Origin of the sequence: Pseudomonas sp. Pseusp11, from assembly GCF_047304405.1 — a bacterium.
Lineage (GTDB): Bacteria > Pseudomonadota > Gammaproteobacteria > Pseudomonadales > Pseudomonadaceae > Aquipseudomonas.
In genome coordinates, this window is record NZ_JBGLZF010000019.1 from 79,739 (window position 1) to 96,828 (window position 17,090).

The following is a 17,090-nucleotide window of genomic DNA, read 5'->3' on the forward strand; positions in this document are numbered from 1 at the left end:
GTCAGCTGAAAGGTTAGCGAAAGGTAAGCCGGTTAGAGTCCAGCCACGGACAGTTTCGACTGCCGTCGCTACCGCACATAGCGTACGAAAAACGCCTCGAAGCGTTTTCGCCAAATAAGAACAATAAACGGAGTATGTCACCATGCTGTCCATGCAGCTTCAGGCTCGCCCGCCTGTTCGTTTTTCCCGCCTCAGCCAGACCGCCCTTGTCAGTGCCGCCGCCCTCGCCGGCTTTTCGCCGTTGAGCCAGGCTGCCTTCTTCGAAGACAGTAAGGCAACCTTCGAAACCCGCAACATGTATTTCAATCGCGACTTTCGCGACGGCACCAGCGCCCAGCAATCCAAGCGGGACGAATGGGCCCAGGGGTTCATGCTCAATCTGCAATCGGGTTACACCGACGGCACCGTGGGGTTCGGTGTCGATGCGCTGGGCATGCTGGGGGTAAAACTCGATTCGAGTCCGGACCGCACCGGTACCGGCCTGCTGCCAACCCATGACGACGGGCGCGCGGCGAACGAGTATTCCAAGCTCGGCCTGACCGGCAAAGTGAAGATCTCCGCCACGGAACTGAAAATCGGCAGCCTGATTCCGGAACTGCCGATCCTCAAGCCCAACGACGGCCGCATTCTGCCGCAGACCTTTGAAGGCGGGATGCTGACCTCCAAAGAGATCAAGAACCTGACCTTCACCGGCGGGCGTCTGGAGAAAGCCAAGGACCGCGACAGCACCGACTTCGAGGACATCGCCCTCAACAACAAGAACAGCCGCTTCGCCGGCACCGTGGCAGGCAAGCATTTTGATTTTGGCGGCGTGGACTACAAGTTCACCGACAAGATCACCGGCAGCTACCACTTCGCTCAACTCGATGAAGTCTACAACCAGCACTTCCTCGGTGTTGTCGCTTCGCAACCGTTCGGCCCCGGTACTTTCGGTACCGATCTGCGATTTGCCATCAGCGACGACGAGGGCGCGGCCCGTGGCGGCAAAATCGACAACAAATCCCTGAACGGGCTGGTGAGCTACGCCTTGAACGGGCATAAACTCAGCGCCGGCTATCAGCACATGTCCGGCGACAGTGCCTTCCCCTACGTCGATGGCAGCGATCCGTACCTGGTCAACTTCGTGCAGATCAACGACTTTGCCGGCGCCGAAGAACACTCCTGGCAGGCACGTTACGATTACGACTTCGCCAAACTTGGCATTCCCGGCCTGAGCTTCATGAGCCGTTACGTGAGCGGCGACAACATCAAGCTCAAAAACGGTGACGAAGGCAAAGAGTGGGAACGCAACACCGAAATCAAATACGTCGTACAAAGCGGCGCCCTCAAGGACGTTGCCGTACGCCTGCGTAATGCCACCTACCGTTCCAACTACTCCGCTCGCGATGCCGATGAAGTGCGTCTGCTGGTGAGCTATAGCGTTGCACTTTGGTAATTCAGTACGTCCATAACAAAAACTTAAGGAGACTTGAATGAACCTGTCACTGCGTAAAGTTGCTCTGGCCACCGGCATCATGCTGTTCGCCGGCCAATTGCTGGCCGAACCCAAACGCCCGGAATGCATCGCCCCGGCCTCGCCGGGCGGCGGTTTCGACCTCACCTGCAAACTGGCGCAAAGCGCGCTGGTCAACGAAAAACTGCTGACCAAACCGATGCGCGTGACCTACATGCCCGGCGGTGTCGGCGCGGTGGCGTACAACGCGGTGGTCGCACAGCGCCCGGCCGATGCCGGCACGCTGGTGGCCTGGTCCAGCGGTTCGCTGCTGAACCTGGCGCAAGGTAAATTCGGACGTTTTGATGAAAGCGCGGTGCGCTGGCTGGCGGCCGTTGGCACCAGCTATGGCGCGATCGCGGTGAAAAGCGATTCGCCTTACAAGACCCTGGACGATCTGGTCAAAGCCCTGAAGAAAGACCCTAGCTCCGTAGTGATCGGCTCCGGCGGCACCGTCGGCAGCCAGGACTGGATGCAAACAGCCCTGATCGCCAAGGCAGCAGGGATCAACCCGCGCGACCTGCGTTACGTCGCCCTCGAAGGCGGCGGTGAAATCGCCACCGCCCTGCTCGGCGGCCACATCCAGGTCGGCAGCACCGACATCTCCGACTCCATGCCACACATCCTGAGCGGTGACATGCGTCTGCTGGCGGTGTTCTCCGAGAAGCGTCTGGACGAGCCGGAAATGAAAGACATTCCGACCGCTAAAGAGCAAGGCTACAACATCGTCTGGCCGGTGGTTCGCGGTTTCTACCTCGGGCCAAAAGTCAGCGACGAGGACTACGCCTGGTGGAAAAACGCCTTCGACAAACTGCTGGCCTCCGAGGATTTCGCCAAGTTGCGCGATCAGCGTGAACTGTTCCCGTTCGCCATGACCGGCCCGGAGCTGGACACCTACGTGAAGAAGCAGGTCGCGGACTACAAAGTGCTGGCCAAAGAGTTCGGCCTGATCCAGTGATCGCCTCTGTCTAGCGGCTGCGGCCCCGGTTCTCGGGGTCGTGGCCCAGGAGTTCCCCATGCTCATACAACGCATTTTTGCTTCGGTGCTGTTGCTGGCCTGTGTCGGCCTGGCGCTGATGGCGTGGCCGTATCAAGCGGCTTTTTCCTACGAACCGGTCGGGCCTCGCGCCTTCCCCCTGCTGATGCTCGGCCTGATGGGCCTGGCTTTGCTGTACATGGTGTTTCGGCCGGCGCCGATCGTGCACAGCGATGACGACCCGAAACTGGACCGCGAAACCCTGATCAAGATCGGCATCTGCGTGCTGCTGTTGCTGGTGTTCGCCGGGGCCTTCGAACCCCTTGGTTTCATCGTCGCCAGCATTCTGATCGGGGTCCCGATGGCACGCCTGTATGGCGGCCGCTGGCTGCCCAGCGCGGTGATCATCAGCCTGATGGCTATCGGTCTTTATCTGCTGTTCGACAAGTTGATGGACGTGCCACTGCCGTTGGGCGTGCTCGACGTTCTGGAGAACTGATATGGATACTCTTGGCTATTTGGGTCAGGGCTTCGGCGTTGCGCTGAGCCCGTACAACCTGGTGACCGCACTGTGCGGCACCTTGATCGGCACCGTCGTCGGCCTGCTGCCGGGGCTGGGTCCGATCAACGGCGTGGCGTTGCTGATTCCGATTGCGTTCGCCCTCGGCCTGCCACCGGAGTCGGCGTTGATCCTGCTGGCGGCGGTGTACCTGGGTTGCGAATACGGCGGCCGGATCAGCTCGATCCTGCTGAACATTCCGGGTGAAGCCTCCACCGTCATGACCACCCTCGACGGTTACCCGATGGCCCGCAAGGGTCTGGCCGGTGTAGCGCTGTCGCTGTCGGCGTGGAGTTCGTTCATCGGTGCCTTCATCGCGACTTGCGGCATGGTGCTGTTCGCCCCGCTGCTGGCGAAATGGGCGATTGCCTTCGGACCGGCGGAATATTTCGTACTGATGGTGTTTGCGATTGTCTGTCTCGGCGGCATGGCCGGCGACCGACCGCTCAAGACCTTCATTGCAGCGCTGATCGGTCTGTTTCTGTCGAGCGTCGGGATCGATGCCAACAGCGGCGTATACCGTTTCACCGGGGACAACATTCATCTGACGGACGGCATTCAGTTCGTCGTGCTGGTATTGGGCCTGTTCTCCATCAGCGAAATCCTGTTGCTGCTGGAAAAAACCCACCGTGGCCAGGAAGCGGTGAAAGCCACCGGGCGCATGATGTTCAACTTCAAGGAAGCCTCGGCGGTGTTCGTGGTGAACATCCGTTGCGGTTTGCTGGGCTTCATCATGGGCGTGTTGCCGGGTGCCGGCGCGACGCTGGCCAGCGCGGTGGCCTACATGACCGAGAAACGTATCGCCGGTGCCAAGGGCACTTTCGGCCAAGGCGACATGCGTGGCCTCGCGGCTCCGGAAACCGCCATCGGTGGCGCGGCCTGCGGTGCCCTGGTGCCGATGCTGACCCTCGGTGTTCCGGGCTCGGGTACCACGGCAGTGATGATCGGCGCACTGTCGCTGTACAACATCACCCCGGGTCCACTGTTGTTCCAGCAGCAGCCAGACATCGTCTGGGGCCTGATTGCGTCGTTGTTCATCGCCAACGTGATGTTGGTGATCCTCAACATCCCGATGATCCGCGTCTTCACCCGCATCCTCGCCGTGCCGAACTGGGCACTGGTGCCGGTGATCGCGATCATCACCGGGATCGGCGTCTACGCCGTACACGCCACCACCTTCGACCTGTTTCTGATGATCGGCATCGGCATCTTCGGCTACATCCTGCGCAAGCTGGACTTCCCGTTGTCGCCAATATTGCTGGGCTTCATCCTCGGTGGTCTGATGGAGCAGAACCTGCGTCGCGCGCTGTCGATTTCCAACGGAGCACTGGAAATCCTCTGGTCGAGCCCGATCACGTTCGGTTGCTGGGTGCTGACTGCAATCATGTTGCTGATGCCACTGCTGCGCATCTGGCGCAAACGTTCGGTCGCCCGGCGCGCTATCGCCGATGTCTGATCGAACACCTTTCAAAGCCTGGTGGGGAACACCGCTGGTCGGTCTGCTGGGCGGTTATCTCGCCAGCCAGATCGGCTGGCCTCTACCGTGGATGGTCGGCTCGTTACTGGCGATTATCCTCGTGCGCTGCCTGACCCCCTGGCAATTGGCGGAAATCCCTGGCGGGCGCAAGTGCGGCCAGTGGGTTGTCGGCATCGGCATCGGCCTGCACTTCACCCCGGTGGTGATGGAGCAGGTGCTGAGCCACTTTGGTCTGATCTTCTTCGGTGCGTTAGTCACCAGCCTGTCCGCGGTGGTCGGGGTCTGGTTGATGCGGCGTACCGGCGAAGATCGCGCCACAGCGTTCTTTTCCAGCATGCCCGGTGGCTCCGGGGAGATGGTCAACCTCGGCGCCCGCAACGGCGCGGTGCTCAGCCGTGTTGCCGCGGGGCAAAGCTTGCGGGTGCTGGTGGTGGTGCTGTGTGTGCCGGCGGCGTTCAAGTATCTGTTGGGCGACGGTGCGCCGGTCTTGCATGCTGCGACCGTCAACTGGTGGTGGCTGGCCATTCTGTTCCCGGCGGGCGCCCTGGCCGCCTGGATCTGGGAGCGCATGCGGCAACCCAACCCCTGGCTGTTCGGGCCGTTGCTGGTGAGTGCGGCAGTGAGCATTGGTTGGGACCTGCACATCGGCCTGCCCAACGGCGGCAGTCAGATCGGCCAGTGGCTGATCGGCAGCGGGTTGGGCTGCCACTTCAATCGACAGTTCTTCCGACGGGCGCCGTCCTTCATGGGCCGGACCCTGATCGGCACGGTCTTGACCATGTTGATCGCCACGCTGGCGGCGCTGGGTTTGAGTGCATTGACCCATCTGGATCTGCGTTCGCTGACGCTGGGCATGATGCCCGGCGGGATTGCCGAGATGAGTTTGACGGCTGAGACCCTGCAATTGTCGGTGCCGCTGGTGACGGCGATGCAGGTGATGCGGCTGTTGTTCGTGTTGTTTTTGGCGGAGCCGTTGTTCAGGTATTGGAATCGGGAGCCAGATTCCGTTTGATGATCGTTCCCACGCTCTGCGTGGGAACGATCATTCAGCGCATCAAACCGGCGGCAACCGCCACTCGATCGGCGTCTCGCCATTCTGTTCCAGAAACTTGTTCGCCCGACTGAAATGCCCGCAGCCGAGGAAGCCGCGATAAGCGGACAGCGGCGACGGGTGTACCGAGGTCAGCACCAGGTGTTTGGTGGCATCGATGAGTTTCTGCTTGCTCTGGGCATGCGCGCCCCACAGCAGGAACACCAGATGTGGCTGGTGTTCGCTGACCACTTCGATAATCCGGTCGGTAAAATACTGCCAGCCCTTGCCCGCATGGGCGTTGGCATTCGCTCGTTCCACGGTCATGGTGGTGTTGAGCATCAACACGCCCTGCTCCGCCCAACTCTGCAGGTAGCCGTGGTTGGGGATGTCGATGTTCAGGTCGCGTTTCAACTCTTTATAGATGTTCACCAGCGACGGCGGCGCCGGTACGCCCGGTTGCACCGAGAAGCACAACCCATGGGCCTGACCGGGGCCGTGGTATGGATCCTGCCCGAGGATGACCACCTTGACCTTGTCCAGCGGCGTGGAATTGAGCGCGTTGAAAATCAACGGTCCCGGCGGATAGATCTCCTTGCCCGCCGCGCGCTCCTGTTGCAGGAATGTGCGCAACTCTGCCATGTAAGGCTGGTCGAATTCGGCACGCAGGGCCTCCTTCCAGCTCGGTTCGAGTTTGATACGGTCGTCAGCAGTCATGGTTACATCCGGCAAAAACAATGGGGCGAACCCTAGGAAAGCCCATCACGCTTGTCAATTGATCTGACACAGATCCGGCATTTTCCTATAGAGCGATCATACTGAACGCTCAAATTCCCGATCGAGGTCACGATGAATCTGCACTTCGAAGAACTCACCGGCACCGACGGCGCACGCATCGGTATCGCCAGCCTGGATGCCGAAAAGTCCCTCAACGCCCTCTCCTTGCCGATGATCAACGCCTTGCGCGATCAACTGGACGTCTGGGCCAAGGAACCACAGATCGTTTGCGTGCTGCTGCGCGGCAATGGCGCCAAGGCCTTCTGCGCCGGCGGTGAAGTACGCAGTCTGGTGGAGGCGTGTCGCGCCCATCCCGGAGAAGTGCCGCCTTTGGCTGCACACTTCTTTGCGGCAGAATATCGCCTCGACTTCAATCTGCACACCTACCCGAAACCGTTAATCTGCTGGGGGCATGGTTACGTGCTGGGCGGCGGCATGGGGCTGCTGCAAGGGGCAAGCATCCGGATTGTTACACCGAGCAGCCGGTTGGCGATGCCGGAGATTGGCATCGGCTTGTACCCGGACGTCGGCGCCAGCTGGTTTCTGTCGCGGCTGCCCGGCAAGCTCGGGTTGTTTCTCGGCCTGACCGGCGCCCGGATGAACGGTCGCGATGCAATCGATCTGGACCTCGCAGACCGCTTTTTGCTCGATCAACAACAGCAAGAGCTGATCGAAGGTTTGCTGCAATTGAACTGGCAGGAACAGACCGCCATGCAGCTCAACAGCCTGCTCAAGGCCTTGCAACAAGAAGCACTCGTAAAAATGCCGGAAGCGCAGTGGCTGCCACGACGCCAGCAGATCGACGAGTTGCTGGATGTCAGCGACGTTCGTTGTGCCTGGAAGGCCATCAGTGCGCTACGCGTTCATAAAGACCCGCTGCTCAGTCGTGCGGCCTGCACCATGATTGAAGGCTCGCCCCTGACCGCTCATCTGGTGTGGGAACAGATCGCCCGAGCCCGGCACCTGTCGCTGGCTCAAGTCTTTCAGATGGAATACACCATGAGCCTCAATTGCTGCCGTCATCCGGAATTCAGCGAGGGCGTGCGTGCGCGGTTGATCGACAAGGACCAGAAACCTCACTGGCACTGGCCGGATATCAATACGGTGCCGGAAGCTGCGGTGGAAGCGCATTTTCACAAGGTCTGGGAAGGTCGGCATCCGTTGGCGGATCTGTCGGAATACTGATATCCAGGCACAAAAAAGCGGCGCTTCATGCGCCGCTTTCTATTGAGGAGTTAGCGACGGCCGCCTCGGCCATCGTTATCGCCATGATCGCCTCTTCCGCCATGGTGATCCCGTCCACTGTGGCCCCGAGAATCGTCGTTCCAGTTGCCGCGATTACGGCCGTCCCAACCGTCGCGACGACCATCCCAACCACCGCGGTCATGACGGTCCCATCCGCGATTCTGGTTGCCGCGGTAGTCGTAATAGCGCGGTGCCGGTTGATAAACCCGCGGCTGGTAGTAATAACGTGGCGATGGCTGGTAATACCGTGCAGGCGGCGAGTAGTACCTGCGCGGAGCTGTGTAGTAACCACCATCGGAGTAATACGGCGCCGGGGACGTGTAGACATCCGAGCGGTAGTAGCTGTCGCCATCGGAATAGGGCACGCACGCACCAAGAAACAATCCCGATAGAACGATCAGCAGAATATGGCGGAGCTGTTTTCGACAGAGCATGGCGGCCTCCTGGACCGCGAGTGAGCCATACCAGCGACGCTGGCAGGCGACAGTCAATTGTTCGGCGACTGTCGAAAGATCAGACAGTGAAATCGGGATCTGGTGCGTTTCTGCAACACGTAGAAACAAGTAGCCGATGAAAGGTTTTTCATCCTGCGCAAAAGAAAACGGCGCCTGCATAAGCCGGAGGCGCCGATGTATTCATGAGTTGATTAGTGGTGCCAGCGATTGTATCCACCGCCGTAATGACCAGGTCCGTGTCCACCGTAGTAATAATAGCGATAGCCACCGTAAACACGCGGCCCGTAATAGCCGCCGTAATAGTAAGGCGAGTAATAGCCGGGGTAGTAATAAGGTGCCGGATAAGAATCGGCAGGACCTACGTAGTAGTAACACCCGGACAGACCCAAACCAAAAAACACACTGAGCAGTATTTGGCGGAGCTTTTTCTGACAGAACATGGAGGCCTCCTGAAAGACCTGCAACGGCAGTCGAGTCACACCTGTTTTGACTTTAAAACAGGCTCCGAGTGCCTGATCGCATCGACCTTCAGATCAGCGGCTAGCCGTCCTTCTACGGTGCATGCCCATGCGCAGCGCACCATGACAAGGCAAAGCGCCCTGTCCCTTTGATCTCCCCCCACCCTTCCATGCCCCAGCCAGAGCGCTCAAGCCAACTTGGCACGGCTCTCGCTTAACCAAAGGCGTGCAGGAGTCATCACAGGTTCGCGGCACCACAATTTGCAATGGCTGACTAGGGTTCCGGCTCGCAATCGCGAGTGGCTGGTCCGAGAGTTGGCGACCTCCAGTTGAGGTTACACGGCGGGACAAAAGCCCGGGAGACAAGCCACCGTTCGCGGTGCCGCTGCCTTCCTGTCCGCCCTTGATCAACTGGAGAACCATCCCATGTCCCGACTTCGTTTACCCGCCCTGTTCGCCGCTGCTTTTGCAGCTCTTGTAAGTGTCTCGTCCCAGGCCGCACAGAAAGACCATTTCAGCGTCTGCTGGACTATCTACGCCGGCTGGATGCCCTGGGAATATGCCGGCAGCCAGGGCATCGTCGACAAATGGGCGAAAAAGTACGGCATCAAGATTGATGTGGTGCAGCTCAACGACTACGTCGAATCCATCAACCAATACACCGCCGGCCAGTTCGACGGCTGCACCATGACCAACATGGACGCGCTGACCATTCCGGCGGCCGGTGGCGTCGACAGCACGGCGCTGATCGTCAGCGACTTCTCCAACGGCAACGACGGCATCGTGCTTAAAGGCGAAGGCAAGAAAGTCGCTGACCTCAAAGGCATGGACGTCAATCTGGTGGAGCTGTCTGTTTCCCATTACCTGTTGGCCCGTGCTCTGGATTCGGTAGACCTCACCGAGAAAGACCTGAAAGTGGTCAACACCTCCGACGCCGACATCTCCGCCGCCTTCAACACCGAGCAGGTCAACGCTGTCACCACCTGGAACCCGATGCTCTCGGACATCAAGGCCAAGCCTGCGGTGACCGAAGTGTTCAATTCCAGCCAGATCCCCGGCGAAATCATGGACATGATGGTGGTCAACAGCGCCACCCTCAAAGACAACCCGGCTCTGGGCAAAGCCCTGACCGGTGCCTGGTTCGAAGTGGTCGCGTTGATGAACGCGAAAAACGCCACCAGCCAGGCCGCCCTCGAACATATGGCCAAAGCTTCGGGCACCGACCTGGCCGGTTTCCAGGCGCAACTCGACACCACCAAACTGTTCGCCACGCCCAAAGAAGCCCTGGCGTTCTCCACCAGCAAGCAACTGCCCGACACCATGCGCAAGGTCGCCGAGTTCTCGTTCCAGCACGGCTTGCTGGGTGAAGGCGCCAAGGATACCAGCGCCATCGGCATGGCCTTCGCCAATGGCGTGACCAGCGGCGATAAAGGCAACCTCAAGCTGCGCTTCGACCCGACTTACGTGCAGATGGCCGCCGACGCCAAGCTGTAAGACAGGAGGAGCTGGCCATGCGCCTGATCAATCGCCACCCGGATCGCCCGAGTCGCCTGCTGTTGGTGATCCTGCCGTTCGCCCTGGTGCTGTTCGCCTACTTCATGGGCTCGGCCGAACGGCTGATGGACAACCCCAACGACAAACTGCTGCCCAGTGCCGTGCAGATGACCGACGCGGTGAAACGCCTGGCCTTCACCGCCGACACCCGCACCGGTGAATACCTGCTCTGGCAAGACACCGCCTCCAGCCTGCGGCGGTTGGCCATCGGCCTCGGCATCAGTGCGCTGGCCGGGCTTTGCCTGGGCATCGCCGCCGGTACGCTGCCGCTGTTTGGTGCGCCGTTGTCGCCCGTGCTGACGGTGCTGTCGATGGTGCCGCCACTGGCAATTCTGCCGATTCTGTTCATCGTGTTCGGGTTGGGGGAGTTGTCGAAAGTGATGCTGATCGTGATCGGCATCACCCCATGCCTGGCCCGTGATCTGGAACAGCGCGCCCGGGAAATTCCGCTGGAATTGCTGATCAAGGCACAGACCCTCGGTGCTTCAACCTGGACTCTGATGCTGCGTGTGGTGCTGCCGCAATTGCTGCCGCGCCTGCTGATCTCGTTGCGACTGATGCTCGGCTCGGCGTGGTTGTTTTTGATCGCCGCCGAAGCCATCGCCTCCACGGACGGTTTGGGTTACCGGATATTCCTGGTGCGCCGCTACCTGGCGATGGACGTGATTCTGCCCTACGTGGTGTGGATCACCCTACTCGCCTGGCTGATGGACTGGGGCCTCAAGCGCCTGACCCAACGGGCCTTTCCCTGGCACCAAGGTGCCTCCAAATGAGTTATGAAGGGGCGCGGGCATGAGCTTCATCACAGTGAAAAATGTCTGGCAGCAATACGCCGATCAGGTGGTGCTTGAAGGGCTGAACCTGAGCGTCAACGAAGGTGAGTTCTGCACCTTGGTCGGCGCGTCGGGTTGCGGCAAATCGACCTTCCTGCGGCTATTGCTCGGCCAGGAACGCGCCAGTCGCGGCGAGATTCTGTTGGACGGTCAGGCATTGGCTGGCGAACCGGATTCGAGCCGTGGCGTGGTGTTCCAGCGCTACTCGGTGTTCCCGCACCTGACCGTGCTGGACAACGTCGCCCTCGGCCTCGAACTCCCGCGCTCACCATTACTGGGGCGGTTGTTCGGCGGTGCTAAAAAAGATGCACGCGAACATGCCTCAGTGTTGCTGCACAAAGTCGGTCTCGGCCATTCACTGGACAAGTACCCGGCGCAGCTCTCAGGTGGTATGCAGCAACGACTGGCGATTGCCCAGGCGCTGATCATGAAACCCCGCGTGTTGCTCCTCGACGAACCGTTCGGCGCCCTCGATCCGGGCATCCGCAAAGACATGCACAGCCTGCTGCTGGAGCTGTGGCGCGAGACGCAACTGACGGTGTTCATGGTCACCCACGACCTGTCCGAAGGTTTCAGTCTCGGCACCCGTTTGCTGGTGTTCGACAAGGTCCGTGTCGACCCGCACGCCCCCGGCGCCTATGGCGCACGCATCACCTACGACATCCCTTTGAACAGCGACCGCCGCGCCAACCGCGCCGCCGTCGACGCCCTGCCAGCTCAGTTGGCAGGCACGCTTCGTATCGCTTAGAGGAATCTGCATATGACTGATTCGACCCAACTGTTCCCGCCGTTCGCCGAAGAAATGCTCCCCGGCGGCGGCCATCGTTCATTCGTCCTGAAACGCGGCCAATTGCTGCGCCTGACCGACCTGCGCGGCGGTGCCAACGTCAGCCTGACGTTGCTCAACGCCAACGAAAAAACCGAACGCCTGAATCTGCCCGACAGCCTCAAATGCCAACACACCGCCAAGCTCACCAGCGGCCATTGCCTGTACTCGGACATGGGCCGCGTGCTGGCGGCCATCACCGCCGACACCTGTGGCTGGAGCGACAGCCTCGGCGGCGTGCTCTGCGCTGAAGAAGTCGCACAAAAATATGGCCAGGGCCGCTATCAGGAACTGCGCAACGGCTTCTTCCGCAACGGCACCGACAATTTGCTGGTGGAGCTGGGCAAGTGGGGACTGGGCCTGTCCGACCTGCTGATGACGCTCAACCTGTTCAGCCGGGTGAACGTCGATGAGGCTGGCCGCTTCCACTTCGTCGAAGGCAACTCCAAGGCCGGTGATTACATCGAGTTATACGCGCCGATGGACACCCTGGTGGTACTCACCGCGTTACAACACCCGATGGATCCGTCGCCGGAATACTCACCGAAACCGCTGAAGCTTAGCTGGATGAACGCCAACGCCAGTGTCGCCGAACATTGCCGCACCTCGCGCCCGGAAAACGAGCGCGGCTTCATCAACACCGACCGTCTGTTCGCCTGAGGATCGCTGCCATGTCACTCGCTATCTCTACTGCTGCTATTACCACAAGCAGGCAACCAGAAGCTGCGGTCTACCGCGCCACCATCCCGGCCGGCGAACCCTGGCTGATGGAGGTCAAGGCCGGCCAGACCCTGCGTATCCTCGACCTGGAAGGCAATCAGGCGGTCGACACTCTGTTTTACAGCCTTGCCAATCCCAAGGAACGCTATGACGTGCAGCGCACGTTGCGTCGGCAGAACAGCGTCTACCTGAGCACCGGCAGCGTGCTCTATTCCAACCTCGGCAAGCCAATGCTGACCATCGTCGAAGACACCTGCGGGCGTCACGACACCCTGGGCGGTGCCTGCGCGCAAGAGAGCAACACCGTGCGTTACGCCCTGGAAAAACGCTACATGCACAGCTGCCGCGACAACTACCTGCGCGCCTGCGCTCACGACGGGCGCCTGGGCAAGGGCGACATCGGGCCGAACATCAATTTCTTCATGAATGTGCCGGTGACGGCCGATGGCGGGCTGACGTTTGAAGACGGGATTTCAGCGCCCGGCAAATACGTCGACCTGCGCGCCGAGATGGACGTGATCGTGCTGATCTCCAACTGCCCGCAACTGAACAACCCGTGCAACGCCTACAACCCCACGCCTGCGGAGCTTTTGGTATGGAACTGAAACTTGCGCGTTTGCGGCGGTGGTTGTTTGCCCTGTGTCAGGCCCGCTCCGGCCAGTGCCTCAAACAACGCTGATCCCTGTGGCGAGGGAGCTTGCTCCCGCTGGGTCGCGAAGCGGCCCCAAACCCTGCTATCGCGCTATGTCTGACGGACCACAGCAGCAGGTTTTGCGACTGCTGCGCAGCCGAGCGGGACGGTGCGGCGATCCGACAAGCTCCCTCGCCACAAAAAAGCGTGAATTTTGTTCATCCGGGACGGCCCGGGTGCATCTCGAAAAACTGCGGGACGGCCCGCATCCCAGGTCGAGGCTGATGCGCTATCGCCTCCAGGGGTTATGCCATGTTCGAAAAAGTCCTCATCGCCAACCGTGGCGCCATTGCCTGCCGCATTCTGCGGACCCTGCGAAAGTTGCAGGTCAAGGGAGTCGCCGTTTACTCCGAAGCCGACGCCGCCAGCCTGCATATCCTGCACGCCGATGAAGCCCACAGCCTGGGCGAAGGCGCAGCGGCCGGCACTTACCTTGCCGTGGACAAAATCCTCGCCATCGCCAAATCCACCGGCGCTACGGCGATCCATCCCGGCTACGGATTCCTCTCGGAAAACGCCGCGTTCGCCGAGGCCTGCGAAGCAGCCGATATCGCCTTCATCGGCCCCACGCCTGAGCAACTGCGCGTGTTTGGCCTCAAACACACCGCCCGCGCCCTGGCCAAACAACACGGCGTGCCGATGCTCGAAGGCACCGAACTGCTCGACAGCCTTGACGCAGCATTGATCGCTGGCGAACAGGTCGGCTACCCGGTGATGCTCAAAAGCACCGCCGGTGGTGGCGGCATCGGTATGCGCGTGTGCCGCAGCGCCGCCGAATTGGGCGAATCCTTCGAAGCGGTCAAACGCCTCGGGCAGAACAACTTCAGCGACGCCGGTGTGTTCATCGAAAAGTACATCCAGCGCGCGCGACATCTGGAAGTGCAGGTGTTCGGCGACGGCCAGGGCGAGGTGATTGCCCTCGGCGTGCGCGACTGCTCGGTACAACGGCGCAACCAGAAAGTCCTTGAAGAAACCCCGGCACCCAACCTGCCCGACGGCATGGCCGAAGCGCTCTGCCTTGCCGCGATCAAACTCGCCAAGGCAGTGAATTACCGCAGCGCCGGCACCGTGGAGTTCGTCTTCGACAGTGACGCCCAGCGTTTCTATTTTCTTGAAGTGAACACCCGTTTGCAGGTGGAGCACGGTGTCACCGAGCAAGTGTGGGGCGTGGATCTGGTGCGCTGGATGGTGGAACTGGCGGCCGGAGATTTACCGCCATTGAACGCATTGGGCCAAGGCTTGAAAGCCGACGGCCACGCGATCCAGGCAAGGCTCTACGCCGAAGATCCGGGGCGGGATTTTCAACCGAGCCCCGGCCTGCTGACGGCGGTAAGTTTCCCCGTCGCCGATGGCAAACACCTGCGCATCGACACGTGGGTCGAGGCCGGTTGCGAGATCCCGCCGTACTTCGACCCGATGATTGCCAAGGTCATCCGCTGGGCGCCGACTCGCGAAGAGGCCCGCGCTGATCTGCTCCAAACCTTGGGCGACAGCCTGCTGTACGGTGTGGAAACCAACCGCGATTACCTGCGACAGATTCTGCTCGATGTGCCCTTTGCCAGCGGCCAGCCATGGACCCGTTGCCTGGAAGCGCTGGTCTACCAGGCCAACACCTTCGAGGTGATCAGCGCTGGCACCCAGACCAGCGTTCAGGACTATCCGGGGCGTCTCGGTTACTGGGCGGTGGGCGTGCCGCCGTCGGGGCCGATGGACAGTCGTGCATTGCGTTTGGGTAATCTTTTACTGGGTAACGATGAAGGCGCAGCGGCCCTGGAAATCACCATGAGCGGGCCGATGCTGCGCTTCAATTGTGATGCGGTTGTGGCGGTGACCGGTGCGCAGATTCCATTGACGCTGAACGGCGAAGCGGCACCGATGAACACCGCGCTGCTGATTCCGGCCGGGGCCACAGTGCATCTCGGAACAATCGCCGGTGCAGGCGCTCGCAGCTATCTGTGCCTGCGCGGCGGCCTGCAAGTGCCGGATTACCTGGGCAGCAAAAGTACCTTCACCCTCGGTCAATTCGGTGGCCATGGCGGTCGTGCGTTGCGTGCCGGGGACGTGTTGCATGTGCCAGCCTTGATCGACCGTAGCGCGGGTGTTCAATTGCCTGATGAACAGGTCACCGAGTTGCCGGCCGTGCGGCAAATCAGGGTGATCTACGGCCCCCATGGCGCACCGGAATACTTCACCGAACACTACATCGGCACGTTCTTCGCCACTCAATGGGAAGTGCATTTCAACTCCAGCCGCACCGGTGTGCGGCTGATCGGGCCGAAGCCGGAATGGGTACGGGCCGACGGTGGCGAAGCCGGGTTGCATCCGTCGAATATTCACGACAATCCGTACGCCATTGGCGCGGTGGATTTCACCGGTGATATGCCGGTAATCCTCGGTCCCGATGGTCCGAGCCTCGGTGGGTTCGTCTGCCCGGTGACGGTGATCGAAGCGGATCTTTGGCAGCTCGGGCAACTGAAGGCTGGAGACAAGGTGCAGTTTTTGCCGGTCGATCTGAAAACCGCTCGCTCTCTGGCAATGCAGAACCATTGTGGCGAGGGGGCTTGTCGGAACGCCGCATCGCCCCGTTCGACTGCGAAGCAGTCGCCAATCAGTCAACTCGATACATCTGATGCTGCGCGATTGCAGGTATTGGGGGCGCTTCGCGACCCAACGGGGCGATGCGGCGTTCCGACAAGCCCCCTCGCCACAGGTAATGTGTTCCTACAGGGGGTTGTGTCGCCTGTGGTGCTGGATATCGGGCAGGACGATACGCGGCTGGTTGCACGCCTTTCGGGCGACACGCATTTGCTGCTGGAAATCGGCGCACCGGAACTGGACCTGGTCCTGCGCTTCCGCGCCCACGCGCTGATGCAGGCATTGGAAGGCAAACGCCTGCACGGGGTAATCGACCTGACGCCGGGCATCCGTTCGCTGCAAGTGCACTACCAACCGGAGCAACTGCCGCTCGCCGATCTGCTGGGCATCGTCGCCGGTGAGTGGGACGCCGTGTGCGCCGCCAAAGACTTGCAGGTTCCCTCGCGCATCGTGCACCTGCCGCTGTCCTGGGATGACCCGGCTTGCCAGTTGGCCATCGAGAAATACATGACCACCGTGCGCAAGGACGCCCCATGGTGCCCGAGCAATCTGGAGTTCATCCGGCGCATCAACGACCTGCCGAACCTCGACGAAGTGCAGCGCACGGTGTTCGACGCCAGCTATCTGGTGATGGGGCTGGGCGATGTCTACCTCGGCGCTCCGGTCGCCACCCCGCTCGACCCACGGCATCGTCTGGTCACCACCAAATACAACCCGGCCCGCACCTGGACCGCCGAAAACTCGGTAGGCATCGGTGGCGCCTATATGTGCGTGTACGGCATGGAAGGCCCCGGTGGTTATCAATTCGTCGGCCGGACCTTGCAGATGTGGAATCGCTACCGCGAGGTCGCCGCGTTCGATGGCAAACCGTGGCTGCTGCGGTTCTTCGATCAAATCCGCTTCTACCCGGTAAGCGCCGACGAACTGCTGCGCATTCGACGGGATTTCCCGCTCGGGCGCTTCGCCCTGAACATCGAGCACAGTCAGTTGAACCTGGCGGATTACCAGGCGTTTCTGGCGAAGGAAGCCAACAGCATTGCGGCGTTTCGAGATCAGCAAAAAGGTGCGTTCAACGCCGAGCGCGAGCGCTGGATCGCCAGCGGTCAGGCGCATTTCGACAGTGAAGAACCGACGCCGCAAGTGACCGAAGAGGCGCTGTTGGCCGACGGTCAGCAGAGCATCGACAGCCACATCGCCGGCAACCTCTGGCAGGTTCAGGTGGAGGTCGGCAGCCAAGTGGTCGCCGGAGATGTGCTAGTGATTCTGGAGTCGATGAAGATGGAAATCCCGCTGCTCGCGCCCATGGCCGGTGTGGTACGGGAGATTCGTGTGCAACCAGGCTCGCCAGTGCGCGCCGGACAACGCGTCGTGGTGCTGGAACTCGACTGAAGCCATTTCAACA

Annotated in this window: 15 protein-coding genes and 1 riboswitch; of the genes, 12 read left to right on the forward strand and 3 right to left on the reverse strand. The window is 60.9% G+C overall.

Annotated features, from left to right (window positions below; genetic code table 11):
* Nucleotides 1–142: 142 nt before the first annotated feature.
* From ACCC96_RS17245 to ACCC96_RS17265, 5 genes are read left to right on the forward strand one after another with little or no spacing between them, the layout of a single operon-like run.
* Nucleotides 143–1,435, forward strand: a complete 1,293-nt coding sequence (locus ACCC96_RS17245; protein WP_413385998.1) for an OprD family porin — start codon at nt 143–145, stop codon at nt 1,433–1,435.
* A 37-nt stretch (nt 1,436–1,472) separates the two neighbouring features.
* The gene (locus tag ACCC96_RS17250; RefSeq protein ID WP_018926791.1) at nt 1,473–2,450 is read left to right on the forward strand and encodes a Bug family tripartite tricarboxylate transporter substrate binding protein; all 978 of its coding nucleotides are present in this window, start codon (nt 1,473–1,475) and stop codon (nt 2,448–2,450) included.
* Nucleotides 2,451–2,508: 58 nt separating this feature from the next.
* Nucleotides 2,509–2,967, forward strand: a complete 459-nt coding sequence (locus ACCC96_RS17255; RefSeq protein ID WP_305422985.1) for a tripartite tricarboxylate transporter TctB family protein — start codon at nt 2,509–2,511, stop codon at nt 2,965–2,967.
* A gap of 1 nt (nt 2,968) precedes the next feature.
* Nucleotides 2,969–4,483, forward strand: coding sequence for a tripartite tricarboxylate transporter permease (locus ACCC96_RS17260; protein WP_019647976.1), 1,515 nt, complete (start codon nt 2,969–2,971; stop codon nt 4,481–4,483).
* Nucleotides 4,476–5,516 (forward strand): AbrB family transcriptional regulator, encoded by a 1,041-nt coding sequence (locus ACCC96_RS17265; protein ID WP_413696390.1) that lies wholly within the window; start codon nt 4,476–4,478, stop codon nt 5,514–5,516. Before ACCC96_RS17260 ends, ACCC96_RS17265 begins: the two co-directional genes overlap by 8 nt.
* Nucleotides 5,517–5,558: 42 nt before the next feature.
* On the opposite strand, the gene ung is transcribed toward ACCC96_RS17265, so the two are convergent.
* The gene (gene ung / locus ACCC96_RS17270) at nt 5,559–6,251 is read right to left on the reverse strand and encodes a uracil-DNA glycosylase (protein ID WP_007941426.1); all 693 of its coding nucleotides are present in this window, start codon (nt 6,249–6,251) and stop codon (nt 5,559–5,561) included.
* Nucleotides 6,252–6,383: 132 nt separating this feature from the next.
* Between ung and ACCC96_RS17275 the strand changes: the two genes are divergently transcribed.
* Nucleotides 6,384–7,496, forward strand: coding sequence for an enoyl-CoA hydratase/isomerase family protein (locus tag ACCC96_RS17275; RefSeq protein ID WP_413696391.1), 1,113 nt, complete (start codon nt 6,384–6,386; stop codon nt 7,494–7,496).
* Nucleotides 7,497–7,546: 50 nt separating this feature from the next.
* Here the strand turns inward: ACCC96_RS17275 and ACCC96_RS17280 are convergent, their stop codons facing one another.
* Both ACCC96_RS17280 and ACCC96_RS17285 read right to left on the reverse strand, forming a co-directional pair.
* Nucleotides 7,547–7,990 carry a hypothetical protein gene (locus ACCC96_RS17280; RefSeq protein ID WP_413696392.1) on the reverse strand — a complete coding sequence of 148 codons (444 nt, stop codon included), beginning with the start codon at nt 7,988–7,990 and terminating at the stop codon, nt 7,547–7,549.
* A 212-nt stretch (nt 7,991–8,202) separates the two neighbouring features.
* A complete protein-coding gene (locus ACCC96_RS17285) occupies nt 8,203–8,451 on the reverse strand; it encodes a hypothetical protein (RefSeq protein WP_413696393.1) in 249 nt (82 codons plus the stop codon).
* A gap of 281 nt (nt 8,452–8,732) precedes the next feature.
* Nucleotides 8,733–8,833: riboswitch (guanidine-I (ykkC/yxkD leader) on the forward strand.
* A gap of 62 nt (nt 8,834–8,895) precedes the next feature.
* On the opposite strand from ACCC96_RS17285, the gene ACCC96_RS17290 reads away from it, so the two are divergent.
* From ACCC96_RS17290 to ACCC96_RS17315, 6 genes are all read left to right on the forward strand, one after another.
* Entirely contained in the window at nt 8,896–9,963 is a 1,068-nt protein-coding gene (locus tag ACCC96_RS17290) for a putative urea ABC transporter substrate-binding protein (RefSeq protein WP_413696394.1), read from the forward strand.
* A 17-nt stretch (nt 9,964–9,980) separates the two neighbouring features.
* On the forward strand, nt 9,981–10,796 hold the full coding sequence (locus ACCC96_RS17295; protein WP_413696395.1) for an ABC transporter permease: 816 nt from the start codon (nt 9,981–9,983) through the stop codon (nt 10,794–10,796).
* Nucleotides 10,797–10,815: 19 nt separating this feature from the next.
* Nucleotides 10,816–11,604: an ABC transporter ATP-binding protein gene (locus ACCC96_RS17300; protein WP_413696396.1), complete on the forward strand. Its 789-nt coding sequence runs from the start codon at nt 10,816–10,818 to the stop codon at nt 11,602–11,604.
* A gap of 12 nt (nt 11,605–11,616) precedes the next feature.
* Nucleotides 11,617–12,342, forward strand: coding sequence for an urea amidolyase associated protein UAAP1 (locus ACCC96_RS17305; RefSeq protein ID WP_413696397.1), 726 nt, complete (start codon nt 11,617–11,619; stop codon nt 12,340–12,342).
* Nucleotides 12,343–12,353: 11 nt separating this feature from the next.
* A complete protein-coding gene (locus ACCC96_RS17310) occupies nt 12,354–13,007 on the forward strand; it encodes an urea amidolyase associated protein UAAP2 (RefSeq protein ID WP_413696398.1) in 654 nt (217 codons plus the stop codon).
* 338 nt (nt 13,008–13,345) lie between these two features.
* Complete coding sequence (locus ACCC96_RS17315; RefSeq protein ID WP_413696399.1) at nt 13,346–17,077, forward strand: urea carboxylase; 3,732 nt, start codon at nt 13,346–13,348, stop codon at nt 17,075–17,077.
* Nucleotides 17,078–17,090 lie beyond the last annotated feature (13 nt).